13 protein-coding genes and 1 pseudogene are annotated in these 15852 nt (G+C 73.1%); 9 read left to right on the top strand and 5 right to left on the bottom strand.

The window, feature by feature from the left end; all coding sequences use genetic code 11:
* Position 1: 1 nt before the first annotated feature.
* The 8 genes and pseudogenes from ASG96_RS23185 to ASG96_RS06965 all read left to right on the top strand — a co-directional run bounded on the left by ASG96_RS23185 (position 2) and on the right by ASG96_RS06965 (position 6978).
* Entirely contained in the window at positions 2–637 is a 636-nt protein-coding gene (locus ASG96_RS23185) for a hypothetical protein (RefSeq protein ID WP_056752588.1), read from the top strand.
* A 1-nt stretch (position 638) separates the two neighbouring features.
* Complete coding sequence (locus tag ASG96_RS06990) at positions 639–1181, top strand: pyridoxamine 5'-phosphate oxidase family protein (protein WP_056752585.1); 543 nt, start codon at positions 639–641, stop codon at positions 1179–1181.
* 130 nt (positions 1182–1311) lie between these two features.
* Positions 1312–2931: pseudogene (locus ASG96_RS24625) on the top strand (GAF domain-containing protein); the annotation flags it as partial.
* A 3-nt stretch (positions 2932–2934) separates the two neighbouring features.
* The coding region (locus tag ASG96_RS24115; protein WP_235509093.1) for a hypothetical protein at positions 2935–3140 on the top strand (206 nt) is incomplete at its 5' end.
* On the top strand, positions 3116–3859 hold the full coding sequence (locus ASG96_RS06980) for a response regulator transcription factor (protein WP_057587513.1): 744 nt from the start codon (positions 3116–3118) through the stop codon (positions 3857–3859). The genes ASG96_RS24115 and ASG96_RS06980, both read left to right, overlap by 25 nt.
* 344 nt (positions 3860–4203) lie before the next feature.
* Entirely contained in the window at positions 4204–4542 is a 339-nt protein-coding gene (locus tag ASG96_RS06975; protein ID WP_056752578.1) for an ANTAR domain-containing protein, read from the top strand.
* A 159-nt stretch (positions 4543–4701) separates the two neighbouring features.
* A complete protein-coding gene (locus ASG96_RS06970) occupies positions 4702–6309 on the top strand; it encodes an LCP family protein (protein ID WP_057587511.1) in 1608 nt (535 codons plus the stop codon).
* Between the two features lie 120 nt (positions 6310–6429).
* Positions 6430–6978, top strand: a complete 549-nt coding sequence (locus ASG96_RS06965; protein ID WP_057587509.1) for a copper chaperone PCu(A)C — start codon at positions 6430–6432, stop codon at positions 6976–6978.
* Positions 6979–7029: 51 nt separating this feature from the next.
* Here the strand turns inward: ASG96_RS06965 and ASG96_RS06960 are convergent, their stop codons facing one another.
* From ASG96_RS06960 to ASG96_RS06945, 4 genes are all read right to left on the bottom strand, one after another.
* The gene (locus ASG96_RS06960) at positions 7030–8472 is read right to left on the bottom strand and encodes a carboxylesterase/lipase family protein (RefSeq protein WP_057587507.1); all 1443 of its coding nucleotides are present in this window, start codon (positions 8470–8472) and stop codon (positions 7030–7032) included.
* Between the two features lie 96 nt (positions 8473–8568).
* Positions 8569–9567: a glutaminase A gene (gene glsA / locus ASG96_RS06955; protein ID WP_235509092.1), complete on the bottom strand. Its 999-nt coding sequence runs from the start codon at positions 9565–9567 to the stop codon at positions 8569–8571.
* Between the two features lie 115 nt (positions 9568–9682).
* Positions 9683–11395 carry an AbgT family transporter gene (locus tag ASG96_RS06950; protein WP_057587506.1) on the bottom strand — a complete coding sequence of 571 codons (1713 nt, stop codon included), beginning with the start codon at positions 11393–11395 and terminating at the stop codon, positions 9683–9685.
* Complete coding sequence (locus ASG96_RS06945; protein WP_235509091.1) at positions 11392–12909, bottom strand: M17 family metallopeptidase; 1518 nt, start codon at positions 12907–12909, stop codon at positions 11392–11394. The genes ASG96_RS06950 and ASG96_RS06945 overlap by 4 nt, the downstream gene beginning before the upstream one ends.
* A 120-nt stretch (positions 12910–13029) precedes the next feature.
* Between ASG96_RS06945 and ASG96_RS06940 the strand changes: the two genes are divergently transcribed.
* A complete protein-coding gene (locus ASG96_RS06940) occupies positions 13030–14835 on the top strand; it encodes an SLC13 family permease (RefSeq protein ID WP_057587501.1) in 1806 nt (601 codons plus the stop codon).
* Here ASG96_RS06940 and ASG96_RS06935 read toward each other — a convergent pair.
* Entirely contained in the window at positions 14810–15835 is a 1026-nt protein-coding gene (locus tag ASG96_RS06935; protein WP_162262028.1) for a lysylphosphatidylglycerol synthase domain-containing protein, read from the bottom strand. The genes ASG96_RS06940 and ASG96_RS06935 overlap by 26 nt on opposite strands.
* Between the last annotated feature and the right edge of the window lie 17 nt (positions 15836–15852).

Here is a 15852-nt window from a genome sequence, read left to right as displayed (position 1 = left end):
CATGTGCACCGTCCTCATCACGTACTCCACCCCACCGCCACCGCCTGACACCGTCCCCCAGGTCACCGGCGAGAGCCCGTCCGGTGCGGGCACCGACGCGACGGCCGGGCCGGACTCCTCCTTCGCGGCGACGACCGCCGGCATCGACGAGGCCATCGCCGCCGCGATCGCCGACGAGCTCGCCCATGCCGGGCACCGGGTCACGTGTCGCCCCTGCGTGGCCATCACGTCGACGGACGGCTTCGAGCTCGTCGTCTCGGTCGACCACCTGCACGTCAGCCACTGGAGCGGGAGACCCTCGGTGCCCATCCGGCCGACCGAGCCGCCCGACGGCGGGACCGCGGTCGGGCCGGAGGACGGCCGGTCGACGATCCCGATGACCTGGTGCGCCGACTGGCGCGCGGTCGACGCGTGGGCCCGGAGCGTCGGCGACCACCTCGCCCACTTCCTCGAGCTGCGCACCGAGCTGGCCCGGGTCCGGGCCGAGCTCGACCGGTGTCGCGCCATGCTGCGCGCCGTGACGCCCGAGCCGAGGCACGTCAGCGCCGTCGAGCTGGGCCGCCCGGTCGGGCGTGACACCTCCCGCATCCACCGCCCGCAGTACCTGGCCTCGGCCGGCCCGACCTCGAGGACCTGACATGACGACGACGTCCGGACAGCACCCAACAGGCGAGGGCACCGACGGCACCCGCCGGTCGCCCGGGAGCGACCGCGCCGAGCAGCCGCACGGGCAGCGGTCGAGCCGGCGGATCAACTACGCCGACCTGACGCCCGCCGAGTCCCAGGCCCTCCTCGAGTCCCGCGACGTCGGCCGGATCGGGTGGAACGCGGGCCACGGACCGCAGATCTTCCCGATCAGCTACGCGTGCGCGGCCGACCTCATCGTCTTCCGCACGTCGCCCTTCGGGGTGCTCTCCGAGCTCGTGCGCCCGACCCAGGTCGTCTTCGAGGTGGACGACCTCGACGACACCGCGCACACGGGGTGGAGCGTCATCGCCCGCGGTCGCGCGCAGGCCGTCGCGTCGCCCGCCCTGCTGACGCACCTGTGGACCGTCGAGGGCGCCGAGCCTTGGGCCGGAGGCGTGCGCAACGTCTTCATCGGCATCAGCGTCGAGCGGATCACCGGCCGCTCCTTCGGGTCGCAGCGGGTCCCGCCCGCCGCGCGACGCAGTGCCCGCTGAGCACCGCTCGCGACCTGCCCCAACGACCCACCGGCCGGACCGCGCGGGCCTAGCCTTGGGTGATGACGGCGACGCGCACCACCGGTCGACGGGTGCGGGCACCCGCTGGCCCGGCGCGGACGGCACGTTGATGGTCGAGCGACGGTCGTCCTCGCCCAGTCCCTCCGGTTCGCACCCGGTGGGGTCGGTGGTGGGGTCGGTGGGCTCGGCGGAGGACCGCCTCCGTGGTCTGCTCGCCGCCAACCGCTCCGTCGTCTCCGAGCTCGCCCTGCCCGCGGTGCTGAGGCGCATCGTGGAGGCCGCCCGGACGGTCGCGGGCGCCCGCTACGCCGCGCTCGGGGTCATCGGCGTCGACGGCCGGCTCGAGCAGTTCATCCACTCGGGCATGGATCCCGACGTGGTCGAGCGGATCGGCCACCTGCCCACCGGTCGGGGGGTGCTGGGCGCGGTCATCGAGGAGCCCGAGCCGATCCGGTTGCACGCCATCTCGGACGACCCGCGATCCGTCGGCTTCCCTGCCGGACACCCGCCCATGCACGGCTTCCTCGGCGTCCCGGTGCGCTCGCGCGGCGAGGTCTTCGGCAACCTCTACTTCGCCGAGCGACTCGACGGCTCGGACTTCACCTCCGACGACGAGGACCTCGTCGTCGCCCTGGCGGCCAGTGCCGGCGTGGCCATCGAGAACGCCCGCCTCTACGAGGAGTCCCGGCGACGGCAGGAGTGGCTGCGCGCCTCGGCCGAGATCAGCCGCGACCTGCTGCGGCCCGGCCTGGGGGACGACGTGCTCGTCCGCATCGCCGACGCGGTGCTGCGCCTGGCCGACGCCGACGTCGTCACCCTCGACTTCCCCGAGCACGGTGCCGTCGTCCCCACCGGCACCGACGGACCGCTCGCGCATGCCGTCCGGCTCGTCGTCGAGGTCGCGCGCGGCCTGGGCGCGAACGACCTCGTCGGGACGTCCTACCGCTCGGGCCCGTCCCTGGCCGGCACGGCGATGCGCGAGCGGCGGGCGGTACTCGCCGAGACGCCGGGGCCGGCCGACCCGACTCTCGCCTCGGTCGCCGAGGACGGCTCGGGCGGACCGGCCATGGCGTGCCCCCTCGTCGGCGAGGCGGGCGTGCGCGGCGCCGTCGTCGTCGCCCGACGGGCGGGGAGCCGTCCCTTCACGCCCGCGGACGTCGAGATGGCCGAGCAGCTCGCGACCCACGCGGCCCTCGCGCTCGAGCTCGCGGACGGCCGCGCGGACGAGGAGCGCGTCGCCGTGCTCGAGGACCGCCACCGGATCGCCCGCGACCTCCACGACCACGTCATCCAGCGCATCTTCGCCACGGCGCTGACGCTCCAGGCGGCCAGCGAGCGCGCGGCCGACACCGCGGTGCGCGGGACCCTCGGCCGTGCCGTCGAGGATCTCGACGAGACGATCCGGACGATCCGCGCGTCGATCTTCGAGCTCCAGGAGCCGCCGTCGTCGCCCGACGCACGCGCCGTGCTGCTCGAGGTCGTGTCCGCCGCCACCGCGGGCGTCGGCGTCGAGCCGACCCTGCGGCTCGAGGGCCCCGTCGCCACCGTCATCGACCCGGTCCTGCTCCACGACGTCACGGCGGTGCTCCGCGAGGCCCTGACCAACGTCGTCAAGCACGCCCGCTGCACGGCGGTCAACGTCCGCGTCGCCGTCACGGCCGAGGAGGTCACGGTCGAGGTGACCGACGACGGCCCCGCCACGCGGGGCCACGACGGCGGCCCGTCCGGCNNNGGAGCACCGGGAGCACCGGGAGCACCGGGAGCACCGGGAGCACCGGGAGCACCGGGAGCACCGACCGGGCCGACCGACCGCTCGAGCGCCGGCACCGCGGCCTCGCCAACCTCACGAGCCGTGCCCGCCACCGCGGAGGGGACTGCACGCTCACGACCGACGAGAGGGAGACGGTACTGACATGGACCGCCCTGCTGAGCCCGTGACGACCCCGATCACCGTGTTCCTGCTCGACGACCACGAGATCGTGCGACGCGGCCTCGTCGACCTGCTCGAGTCGCACGACGGGTTCCGGGTCGTCGGAGAGGCCGGCACCGCCGCGGAGGCGCTGCGTCGCATCCCCACGCTCGCCCCGCAGGTGGCGCTGCTCGACGCGCGCCTGCCCGACGGGAGCGGCATCGACGTGTGCCGCGACGTGCAGGTGACCAGCCCCGGCACCCGCTGTCTCATCCTCACCTCCTACGACGACGACGACGCCCTCTTCGCCGCCGTCATGGCGGGCGCCTCGGGATACCTGCTCAAGCAGATCCGCGGCACCTCGCTGACCGAGGCGGTGGCGCACGTCGCGGCCGGTCACTCGCTCATCGACCCTGCACTCGTCGAGCGCCTCCTCGAGCGGATCCGCCGACCCCAGGGCGACGGCCCGGCGAACGGCACGGGCACGCACGCGCCGGGACGGAGTGGCCCGGCCCGGCCGGGTTCGCGCACCGACACCCTGACCGACCGGGAGCAGGAGATCCTCACCCTCATCGCCGAGGGGCTGACCAACCGCCAGATCGGCGAGCGCCTGCACCTCGCCGAGAAGACCGTCAAGAACTACGTGTCGGGCCTGCTCGCCAAGCTCGGCTTCGCGCGGCGCACCCAGGCCGCGGTGTACGGCGCCCAGCACGGCGCGGAGCCGGCGGAGCGTGGCGAACGCCCGTGACGGCATACGCGAGCCGGCGGCTGTAACGGAAGGGCGTGGGCCGCGATGGTATGGGTGAGGCGGCACCCGATCCCCCGAGCGGGTGCCGTCTCGCTGTCTGCCCGGCACCTCGACCCGAGAGCGACGCCACCGCCGCCCCTGACTGGTTGAAGGGCGACGATGCCGCCAGGTGACGTGTACCCAGCCCGGTCATCCTCAGTCGCGGCGGACCGAGAGGGGCCGCCCCGATCGGCCCGGTCGCGCAGCCCGCTCGGCACCACGGGTCGGGAGTGTCCCCTAGGCTGGTCAGGCGCCATTCGCGGTCGAGCAGAGGCCGCCGGCGGGGTACCAGTAGGAGTTTTCGCATGGAGCCACACGTCGTGGCGGGCACCTCGCCCAGAGACGGGGTCGACACGGTCTTCGGAGCGGCCGACGACACCGATGACCACCTGACACCCGTCGAGACCTACCTCCTCGAGGCCCTCGAGCGGCTCGACGCCGCCGAGTCCCGAGCCCTCCAGCTCGAGGCCGCCCTCGCCCACAGCCGTGACATCGGCGCCGCCATCGGCATCCTCATGGCGCTGCGCCGCCTCACCCGCGAGGAGGCGTTCGACGACCTCCGCCGAGCCAGCATGGCCCGCAACGTCAAGCTGCACCTGCTCGCCCTGGAGGTCGTCGAGACCGGGTCGATCAGCCGAGGCTGACCCGCGCGAAGTGCGCTCCGGCCATGCTCCGACCATGCTCCGACCATGCTCCGACCATGCTCCGGCCACGCTCCGGCACACGGTGCTTCTGCTGGAGGCTCCGGAGCGGCATGATGGCGCTCGGTGACCTGCGCACGACGCCAGGCCGGGAGGAGCACGATGCAGCCGGACGGCGCCGCCGCACAGGAGCCGCGACCGCAGGCCGCGCCGGACCCGTCACCCGCCCCACAGGACGGGCAGCGCCGCAGCCAGGTGCGCCGTGAGCTGGGATCGGGCTTCCGCCGCTCACTCGGCCTCACGGCGCTCGGCACCCTCCTGCCGGGTGCGGGTCTGACGCAGACCCGGAGCCGCTGGGTCGGCTGGACCATCCTCGGCGTCACCCTGGCCGCCCTCGCCGTCGGCGCGTACGGCCTGCTCACCCAGGGCGCCACGAGCGCCGCGCTCATGGTCGTCGCGCGACCCGGTCTGCTCCGCGGCGCCGTGATCGTCATCGCGCTGTGGGGACTCGTCTGGTGCGCGTCGATCGTCCTCACCGCCGTCCAGGCCCGACCCGGCACGCTCGACCGGGCCCGTACCCGCCTGCTCGCAGCCTTCACGACCCTCATGGTGCTCGTGGTCGGCGGCGGGGCCTGGACGGCGGCGGACTACGCCCTCATCACCCAGGACACCGTCGAGGTCGTCTTCTCGGCGCCACCGGCGCGACCCGGCGTCGGCGCGAAGGTCGTCGAGGGCGACGACCCGTGGGCTGAGCAGGCCCGGGTCAACCTCCTGCTGCTCGGCTCCGACGCGGGCTCCGACCGCGTCGGCACCCGCACGGACTCGATGATCGTCGCGAGCATCGACACGCGCTCCGGGCGCACGACGCTCATCTCGATGCCCCGCAACCTGCTCAAGGCGCCGCTCGCCCCCGGCAGCCCCCTCCTCGCCCGCTACCCGTCCGGCCGCTTCGGCTCCCCCGAGCGATCCTGCGCCCAGAACGAGCCCGGCGTGACCGGCCAGTGCATGCTCACCAACCTCTACAACGAGGCGGAGGCGTATGCCGTCGACCACCCGGGCGCGTATCCCCAAGGCGTCGTGCCGGGCCGGGAGGAGATCCGCGGCGCCGTCCAGCAGATCGTCGGGCTCACGATCGACCACGTCGTCGTCATCGACCTCAAGGGCTTCTCCCTCCTCATCGACGCCATGGGCGGGCTCGACATCAACGTCAAGAACGCCGGCACCGGGGGGCCCCTGCCGATCGGCGGCCACGTGACGGCCGACCAGCGCATCGTCGACGTCAAGGCGTACTTCACCCCCGGGCGCCAGCACCTCGACGGGTGGCGTTCGCTCTGGTACGCGCGCTCCCGCGCCGCCGACAACGACACCTTCCGGCAGGCCCGGCAGCGATGCGTCGTCCAGGCGATCGTCGAGCAGGTCAACCCGGCGAAGATGGTGGGGCAGTACCCGCAGCTGGCCCGGATCGCCCGCGACAACATCTACACCGACATCCCGGCCCAGAGCCTCCCCGCCTTCGTCGACCTCGTCGAGCGGGCGCAGAAGGCCAAGGTCAACAGCGTGACCCTGACCCTCGACGACGGCATCACGCCGTGGGACCCCGACTACGCGAAGATCCGCGCTCTCGTCAGGAAGGGGATCGCCGCACCGAAGCCGGCGAAGACGCCGACGCCGACGACGCCCCGATCCCCCGATGGCGCGGGCACGGCGACCCGGACCCCGCGCACTCCCGCGACGCCGAGCCCGACGACGACGCCGTACGCCCAGTGCTGAGGGCCGTCGTGCGCGCTCTCGGGCCCCGCACGGGCTGACCCGCCCGACCCCGTCCGGCCGGACAGGATCACCCTCGACGGGGGAATCGCCCCGGCCTTCACCGCTCCTAGCCTGACGACCATGAGGACCAGCCCGATCGTCGTCGTCGCCCTCCTGTCGGTCAGCGTCGTCCCTCTCGCCGCGTGCACCTCGCAGCCGGACCCCGTGCAGGCGCGCATCACCAACCCGGCTCGCGGCACCAGCGTCAACGCCGAGGTCGGCCGCATCCGGCTCCTCGCGACGCGCGTCGACGCGCCCGAGGACCGCAAGCTGCTCGGCGGGTCCAACACCGGCCTGTTCACGACGCTCGCCAACGACGGCGACGCCGCCGACCGGCTCGTGGGCGTGAGCTCGGTGTACGCGCGTCAGGTCGTCATGCGCCAGGGCACCGACGGGCCCGAGGCCCCCGTGCAGGTCGACGTCCCGGGCAACGGCGTCGTGTCCCTGCAGTACCCCGGCGGTCTGCACCTCGAGATGGTCGACCTCAAGCTCGACGTACGGGCGGGTCGGCTCCTGCCTGTGAGCTTCCGCTTCGAGAAGGCCGGCAGCGTGACGGTCAACGTCTTCGTCGACGGCTTCGGCCTGCCGACCGTCTCCCCGGTCTCGCCCGTCGCGCCGGCCACCAGCTGATCCGGCCCGGGCGGGCCCGCCCGGGCCGATCCGGCCGATCCGGCCACGCCGTCAGTCCGTGCGGACCAGGTCGAGCACGCCCGGCGGCTCGTGCCAGATCTCGCGGGAGACCTGCTCCGGGTAGTCCGTGACCGAAGGCTCCGCGTCGAAGAGTCGCGTCGCACCGGTGTCGTGGGACGGCCAGCCGGGATCGCCACTGGTCGCGAACGCCGTCCACGCGAGCCGCATCTGCTCCGACACCGCCTCGGCCTCCGCCGTCGGCTCACCGATGAGCACGGCCGGCTGGCCCTGCGTGAGGTTGCCGAACACGAGGGGCACGTCGAGGCCGTGACAGGCGCCGAGCACGCCCCCCATGCCCGGGGCCGGCCAGGTCAGCTCGTAGAGGTGGGCCCGGCCGCCCGCCGCCAGCTGGGCCTGCGCGAGGTGCAGGGACGGCATGCGGAAGAGCCAGTCCGACCGCACGACGTCGTAGAGCTCCTCGGGGTCGGGGAAGCTGTCGCGGTAGCGCTGCGGGTCCGGGCCGAAGATCTCGGCGGCCTCGGCGGCCTGGTCCTCGGTGACCTCGCCGAGCAGTCCGGCGAGCGCCGTGAGCAGCCGCTGCTCGTGGCGCGTGTGACCGACCAGCACCGCCACCCGGCCGGTCAGCCCGAGCCACGGCGTCGTCGGGAGCACGTCCCCGTCGACGACCGGCGCGAAGGGCACCAGCGCGTGGGCGGCTCGGCCCCAGCGGTCCGCGTGGCGCGGCATCGTCGCCGCCACGGCGTCACCGGCCGCCGGCAGTGCCCAGGGGTCGGCCCCGGGCAGCTCGGCGGGGTCGAGGTCGATCGCCGCCGCGCACGCCCGCGTGATGTCGCCGGCCAGCCGGGGGGTGAAGTAGGTGCCGGGCATGCTCTGCACGACGGCCCGGTGGAAGAGTCCGGCGGCACGCGGCATGGCGAGAAGGGCCGCCACCGAGCCGCCGCCGGCGGACTGGCCGAAGACCGTGACGCGGTCCGGGTCACCACCGAACGCCCCGATGTTGTCGCGGACCCACTCGAGGGCCGCGACCTGGTCGAGCAGGCCGCGGTTCGGCGGCGTCCCCTCGACCCAGCCGAAGCCGTCCAGGCCCACCCGGTAGTTGAAGGTCACCAGGACGACCCCGCCCCGGGCGAGAGTGCTTCCGTCGTACTCCGGAAGACCTGACCTGCCGAAGACGTAGGCGCCGCCCTGGATCCAGACGATGACGGGCAGCCGGCCGTCGAGGTCGGGTGACCACACGTTGAGGGTCAGCCAGTCGTCACCGCGGTCGGCCAGGGCGTCCATCCCGAAGGCTCCCGACTGCGGCGGCGCCGCCCCGAAGGTCACGGCCTCGCGCACGCCGTGCCAGGGCCGCACCGGCTCGGGTGCGGCGAACGGGACCGGCGGAGCCGCGTACGGGATGCCCTTGAAGACCACGAGGTCGCCGTCGGTGACCCCGCGGACGACGCCACCCGTCACCAACAGGTCGATGTCCACCAGACGATTGTCGCCACCGCGGCCGGCGCGGCGCCAGCCGTTTGCGCGGGACCGGCCGGGACCCCGGTGCCGGCCGAGGACGTCCCGCGACGTCGGTCAGGGCCCCGGCGGGTGCGGATCGGGCGCGGAGGCGAAGACGTTGAGCCCGAGCGCCCGGCTCAGCGAGCGCGTGATGAGCTGGCCCCGGACGCTGTTGCCCGCGGCGTCGAGCGGCGGCGACCACGCGGCCAGTCCGCCCTTGCCCGGCGCGACCGTCACGACGGCGCCACTGACGCCGCTCTTGCCCGGGAGCCCGACCTCCCAGAGCCAGTCGCCCGACAGCTCGTAGAGGCCCGCGGTCGCCATGACGGCCAGCACGCGCGCGCACGTCCCGTCCGACACGACCCGCTCGCCCGTCACCGGGTTGACGCCGCCGTCGGCGAGCGTCGCGGCCATGACGGCGAGGTCGTGGACGTCGACGGACAGCGAGCACTGTCGGGTGTAGAGGTCGGTCGCGACGTCGGGGTCGCAGTGCACCCGGCCGTAGCTGTGCAGCAGGTGGGCGATGCCGCGGTTGCGCAGGTTCGTGCCCGACTCGCACGCGTACACGTCCTCGTCGACGGCGAGACGTCGTCCGGCGAAGGCCGAGAGCCCGTCGACGACGACGGCCCACGCGGCCTCGGCGCCGCTGCCGTCGCGGCTGAGCCCGGCCACCTCCGGGGTGAGGCTCGTCGTGGCGATGGCGCCGGCGTTGACCATGGGGTTCATGGTGCGGTGGTCGTGCACCTCGACGGCCATCACCGAGTTGAAGGGCAGGCCGGTCGCGTTGGCGCCCAGCAGGTCTCGCGACCGGTCGTGCCCGAGCGCCTCGACGACGAGGGCCAGCACGAAGGGTTTGGACACGCTCTGGATCGAGAAGCGCACGCCGACGTCGCCGATCTCGAAGGCGCGCCCCGACACCGAGACGACGGAGGCGGCGCACCAGGCCGGGTCGGCCCCGGCGAGCTGTGGGATGTACGTCGCGACCTCCCCGTCGGCCACGTGGCGGTGCCGGTCGTATGCGGCCCGCAGCAGTCCCCCGACCGTGGCGTCGTCGGGCAGGTGGCCGGTCGACACCCTGGCGACCGGACCGTCCGGCGCCACGGACCGGGGGTCGCCGACGGGGCCTGGGACGCTGCCCCCGGACCGGTCCGCCCTCACGTCCACGTCACGTCACCGGCTGCCGACGGCGTCAGTTGAGGTGAACGGGAGCGCTTGGACCCCAAGGGATCCCGATCAGATACCACGCGACGAAGAAGAGGATCCACGTGACGAGGACGATGGCGGTGTACGGGATCATCATCGACACGACCGTGCCGAGTCCGGCCTTCTTCTGGTAGCGCTGGCACACGAGAACGATGAAGGGCAGGTACACCATGAGCGGTGTGATGACGTTCATCGGTCCGTCGCCGACGCGGTAGGCCGCGATGACCGTCTGCGGCGCGATCCCGAGCCGGTAGAAGAGGGGGATGAAGATCGGCGCCAGGATCGCCCACTTGGGGATGACGCCCGGCATGATCAGGTCGATGACGGCCACGAGCAGGATGAAGCCGACGAGGAGCGCGAGCGCCCCGATGTTGGCGCTCTCGAGGATGTCGGCCAGCCCCGTCGCCGCGAGCCTGCTCATGTTCGAGTAGTTGAAGTACGCGATGAACTGGGCGATGAGCAGCATGAGGAAGATCAGGCCGCCGAGGCCGTTGAAGGTCTTGACGATCGCGTTGATGACGTTCGTGCTGCCCATGAGCGTCTTCGCCCCCCGGCCGTAGCCGAGTCCTGCCGCGAGGAAGAGCATCGAGATGATGAAGAGCAGGCTGCTCATGAAGGGTGAGGAGCCGAAGATCTCACCGGTGTCGGGGTTGCGTAGCGGAGCGTTCGGCAGGGCGGTGAGGAGGGTGACGACGGCGACGGCCACGAGCGTCCAGATGAGCGACATGCGCAGGCCGCGGGACTCGAGGGCCATCTCCTCGTCGGTTTGCGCCGTCTCTGCGGCCGCGGCCTCGGGGGCCTCGGCGGCCTCGGGGGCCTCGGACCGGTTCCAGGCTCCCAGGCGGGGCTCGAGGAGACGTTCGGTCACCCACGTCATGACGACGGCGCAGAAGAGGAGCGACGCCGTGCTGAAGAAGAAGTTCTGGGTGACGTTGAGCTCCACGTCGGGCGCGACGAGGCCGATGGTCTCGTTCGTCACCTCGGTGATGATGCCGTCCGCCGGAGTGATGAGGACGTTGACGAAGAAGGCCGCGCTGACGCCGGCGTATGCCGCCGCGATGCCGGCGAGCGGGTGGCGCCCGAGCGAGACGAACGCCGCGGCCCCGAGCGGGATCAGCACGAGGTAGCCGGCGTCGGAGGCGACGCTCGAGATGCCACCCAGGAGCACGATGATGAAGGTGATCGCGCCGCGCGGGGCGACCTTGACCATCTTGCGGATCAGGGCTGCGATGAGCCCCGCCTCCTCGGCCACGCCGACACCGATCATCGCGACGAGGATGACGGCGACGACGCCGAAGTCGTTGAAGTTCTGCACGGCCGTCGTGAAGATGAAACGGATGCCGTCGCCCGTGAGCAGGCTGTTGGCGGTGATCGTCTCGCGCTCGATCTCGTAGTCCGGGACCGCACCGACCGGCGGGTGCGGGTAGCCGGGCACGACGGTGCCGCCCTCGTAGTCCGGCACCGCGGGGACCGAGCCGGGCTCGGCGACGTCGGCCGTGACGCTCGCGCCGGTGAGGTAGAGCACGTGCGAGAGCACGATGACGATGATGATGAGCCCGAGGAAGATCAGGGCCGGGTGCGGCACCTTGTTGCCGAGGCGCTCGATCGCGTCGAGGAAGCGCTGGGTCCCGCCCGGCTTGCCCGAGGCCGCTCCGTCCTCGTCGGCGGCCGGGTCCGGTGTCTGGGCGATGGTGCTCACGCGTCCACCTCCGCCGGCCTCTCGAACGCGCAGGCGAGCTCGACGAGGAGCCTGCTGCCGAAGCCGGTGGCCCCCTTGTTGCGCCAGCCCCTGGCCTCCGGGAGCTGGGCCGTGCCGGCGATGTCGATGTGGGCCCACGGTTTGCCGCCGACGAACTCCTCGAGGAAGAGGGCGGCCGTGATCTGGCCGGCGTTGGGTCCGCCCATGTTCGTCATGTCGGCGATCGGCGAGTCGAGCTGCGAGCGGTAGCGGCGGTGCAGCGGCATCGGCCAGACCGGCTCGTCGACCGCGTCACCGGCCGCGCGGACCTGCTCGACGAGCGCGTCCGAGTTGCCCACGACGCCGGCGATGTCGACGCCCAGCGCCCGCAGGCACGCGCCCGTCAGAGTGGCGATGTCGACGATCGCGTCGACGTCGAGCTCGACGGCCAGGGCGAGGGCGTCGGCCATGACGAGGCGTCCCTCGGCATCGGTGTTGAGCACCTCGACGGTCTTGCCGTTGCGCATCCGGAGCACGTCGCCGAGCTTGAGCGCCGAGCCGGAGGGCATGTTGTCGGTGCACATGAGATAGCCGGTCACCTCCGTCCGGCACCCGACGTCGCGCAGGGCGGTCATCGCCGCGAGCACGGTTGCGGCACCGGTCATGTCGTTCTTCATCTGCGCGTGCGACTCGTCGCTCGGCTTGAGGCTGATGCCGCCGGAGTCGTACATGATGCCCTTGCCGACGAAGGCGAGGTGCCCTCGTGACTCGCCCTCCGGCGCGTAGTGCAGGCGGACCATGCGGGGCTCCTCGACACTGCCGAGGTTGACCCCGAGCAGTCCGCCGCAGCCCATCTCGATGAGCTCGTCGAGCCCGACGACGTCGACCTCGAGGCCGGCGTCCGGGCCGAGCTCCTGGGCGACCTCGCCGATGCGGGTCGCCGTGAGCGCCGCGGCCGGACAGTTGGCGAGGTCGCGGCCCAGGGCTGCCGCCCGAGCGCGCACCTCACCCCGACGGACGCCCTCGACGACCGCTTCGGAGTGGTCGGCCGGGGTCACGATGACGAGCCGCTCGAGGACGGGGTCGTCGTCGGACTCGCTGATGCGGAAGCGCCAGCGGGCGAGGAGGACACCCTCGGTCACGGCCCGGGCGAAGTCGCCGGGCGACAGCCCGATCTCCCGGTCGGGCAGCTCCACCGCGAGTCGGGTGTGCTGCGGCACGGCCCGTGCGAACGTCGCGGCGAGGTCGCGGACCGCGGCCTCGTCGACGTCGTCGACCCTGCCGATGCCGACCGCGACGAGGGCTCGCCCCCCGCCAGGGAGCACGATCGTCTGCCCGCGTTTGCCGGTGAAGCCCGCCGCGGCGAGAGCGGCGGCGTCCTGCCCGAGCTCGGAGGGTGGCTCGGCACCCTCTGCGACGGGCACCGCGACCGCTCCGACCTCGTCGGCACCGGGCAGCTGGGTCAGGACGTCGACCGTGGCGGACGAGCGCGTGGACGGGATGGGATCCAGAGTGCGCATGGCTGGAGTGCTCACGCCCAACTCCTTCCGGAGGCGATGAACCGTGGTCCCTCCGAGCATGGCCGTCCCGAGGCCGGGCCCGATTCACCCGTCGTGGGTGACCGCACCACGGCCCAGTGCCCGGACGATGGGGCCATGAGCCCGGCCACGACGAGCCTGGTCGTCCTCGGCGCGACCGTCGTCCTCTTCGTCTGGAACCGGCTGCCCGTGGGTGGGGTGGCCGTCCTCACCTGCCTCACGCTCTACGCGACCGGCCTCGTCGACGCGGACACGGCGCTGTCCGGCTTCGGTGACCCCGTCGTCGTCTTCATCGCCTCCCTCTTCGTCGTGAGCGAGGCCATCGACTCGGCCGGCGTGACGACGTGGGCCGGCCAGCGGCTCATCGACGTCGTCGGCGACGGGGCGGTGCGGCTCATGGTCGCCGTGCTCGGCCTGTGCGCCGTGCTCACTGCCGTCATCACCCTCAACGGCTCCGTCGCCGCCCTGCTGCCCATGGTGCTCGTCCTCGCCACCCGCATCCGGCGGTCGCCGTCACTCATGCTCATGCCGATGGCCTTCGCCGGGAGCGCCGGCTCGCTCCTCGCGCTGACCGGCAGCCCGGTCAACGTCATCGTCTCGAACGCAGCCGTCGAGGCCGGTTCGGAGCCGTTCGGCTTCTTCGACTTCGCTGTCGTCGGGCTGCCTCTCGTGATCGGCACCGTGACGCTCGGCGTCCTCCTCGGACCCCGGGTGCTCCCCCGACGGACCTCGTCGCAGCCGGTGCGTGACCTCGGCCGTCACGCGAACCGGCTCGCGGCGTACTACGAGCTGTACGACGGCTTCTACCGCCTCCGGGTCCGTCCCGGGTCGCCCGTCGTCGGGGTGCCGTCAGCGCGGCTCGACCTCGCGGCATACCCGGGGGTGACGCTCATCGGCGTGCAGAGCGCGGGCGGACACGCCGTGACGGGCTCGACCCCGGTGGGCGACGACGACGTTGTCGTCGTCAGCGGGGCGAGCGAGGCGGTGAGCCGGCTCGTGCCCGAGCTGCGTCTCGCCGTCGCGATGCGGCCGATCACGGTCGAGTCGGCCGGGATCATGAACCGCGAGGTGGGTGTGGCCGAGGTCGTCGTGCCCCCGCGTTCGCCGCTGGTCGGCGAGACGACCTTCCCCGGACAGATGCGGGCTAGCGACCTCGTGGTGCTCGGCATCCGTCGGCTCGGCAAGGACGTGGGGGCCACGCCGGTCGAGCTGACCGCCGGTGACAGCCTCCTGCTGCACGGCACGTGGACGGCCATCGAGGAGCTCGTCCACGATCGGGACGTGCTGCTCGTCGACTCACCGGATCTCGTTCGGCGACAGGCAGTTCCGCTCGGCCCGCGGTCGGGACGGGCCGTCGTCGTCCTGCTCGTCATGGTCGTGGTGCTCGCTCTCGGGGTCGTGCCCCCGGCGATCGCGGGCCTCGCCGCGGCGACCGCGATGGTGCTGACCAGGGTCATCAGCGTCAACCAGGCCTACCGTGCCGTCTCGTGGCAGACCGTCGTGCTCATCGGCGGCCTCATCCCGCTGTCGACCGCGATCGAGACGAGCGGTGCGGCAGACCTCGTCGCCAAGGGGCTCATCGACGTCGTGGGCGACGGCCGACCCTACGTGCTGCTCGTCGCGCTCTTCGCCCTGACCGCGATCGTCGGCCAGGTCGTCAGCAACACCGCCACGGTGCTCATCGTCGTGCCGATCGCCGTCGCGGCGGCCCAGGAGACCGGTGTCTCCGTGCAGCCGGTGCTCATGCTCGTCGCGGTCGCCGGCGCCGCATCGCTGCTCACCCCGATCGCGACGCCGGCCAACATGATGATCATGGGTCCGGGCGGCTACCGCTTCGGCGACTACTGGCGCCTGGGGCTGCCGGTCCTGCTGCTGTGGATGGCGGTGGCCGTGGCCGTCATCCCCCTCGTGTGGCGTTTCTGAGGGCCGCGGCCTCGGCGACGTGCCCGCGACGCCACCTCGTCACCGTCACCGCACCGAGCGCGAGGGGCACGAGCATCCAGCACACGCGGAAGACGACGAGGCCGGCGACCGCCTCCGCCTCGAACAGCCCCTGCTCCAGGCCCAGGATCGCGATGACGGCGGCGTCGAGCACCCCGACCCCGGCGAGCGGCAGAGCCGTGAGCGGGTAGCTGACGAGCAGGGCCACGACGATGGTCACGGTGGGCGCCACGACGGCGGGCACCCCGGCGAAGCGCAGCGACAGCACGAGCAGCAGCGCCTCGCTGAGCACCAGCCCGAGCTGGCAGGCCATCGCCCGGCCCCAGCCGCGGCGCAGCACGTCGCCCGACTGCCGGACGAACTCGGCAGCGCGGGTCGACCACGCCACGGGGTCGACCCGCGTGCTCACCCGCCGCAGCCGGTGGGCGACCCATCCGGCGGCGCGCGCGGCCGGCCGCTCCCCCCTCGACGCGATGACGAGTCCCGCCACGACCACGAGGCTGACGGCACCGCTCGTGACCGCCGTCCAGACGTATGCCGTCTCGGCCTGACCGGCGACCGCCGATAGTGCCAGCCCGAGGACCGGCGCGCCGAAGCGCGCGACGTAGTAGGTCAGGGTGTTGAGCGTGATGCCGGCGACGCCCTCGGCGGCGGGGATCCCCCACGACCGGAGCATCGCGATGCGGAGCACGACGTCGCCCGGTGGCGGTGCGACCGTCGCGACGAGGTTGGCGGACAGGTCGTTGGACACGGCGTGGCGCAGGCCCAGGGCGGGGACGAAGACTGCGAGCGGGCCGGCGTTGAGGCACTGGCGCACCGCGACGACGGCGAGCAGGGCCGCGACCTGGAGCAGGGAGAGATCGGTGACCGCGTCCCAGACCGACGACCAGTTCACCCGACGCACGACGCGGGCGAACCACCAGAGCGCCACCAGGGTGATCCCGATCTTGAGGCAGCCCACCGGCAGGGCACGTCGTCGCACGGCCGGGAGCAGCGGGT

It is taken from the genome of Terrabacter sp. Soil810 (assembly GCF_001429645.1).
GTDB lineage: Bacteria > Actinomycetota > Actinomycetes > Actinomycetales > Dermatophilaceae > Terrabacter.
Note: the sequence above shows the minus strand (reverse complement) of the source record. Positions and strands in the feature narration are given on the sequence as shown.

What these genes read in the sequence shown, in the direction of transcription:
- ASG96_RS23185 (WP_056752588.1), top strand. Translation starts at nt 2, where the DNA reads ATGTGCACCGTCCTCATCACGTACTCCACCCCACCGCCACCGCCTGAC.
- ASG96_RS06990 (WP_056752585.1), top strand. Translation starts at nt 639, where the DNA reads ATGACGACGACGTCCGGACAGCACCCAACAGGCGAGGGCACCGACGGC.
- ASG96_RS06980 (WP_057587513.1), top strand. Translation starts at nt 3,116, where the DNA reads ATGGACCGCCCTGCTGAGCCCGTGACGACCCCGATCACCGTGTTCCTG.
- ASG96_RS06975 (WP_056752578.1), top strand. Translation starts at nt 4,204, where the DNA reads ATGGAGCCACACGTCGTGGCGGGCACCTCGCCCAGAGACGGGGTCGAC.
- ASG96_RS06970 (WP_057587511.1), top strand. Translation starts at nt 4,702, where the DNA reads ATGCAGCCGGACGGCGCCGCCGCACAGGAGCCGCGACCGCAGGCCGCG.
- ASG96_RS06965 (WP_057587509.1), top strand. Translation starts at nt 6,430, where the DNA reads ATGAGGACCAGCCCGATCGTCGTCGTCGCCCTCCTGTCGGTCAGCGTC.
- ASG96_RS06940 (WP_057587501.1), top strand. Translation starts at nt 13,030, where the DNA reads ATGAGCCCGGCCACGACGAGCCTGGTCGTCCTCGGCGCGACCGTCGTC.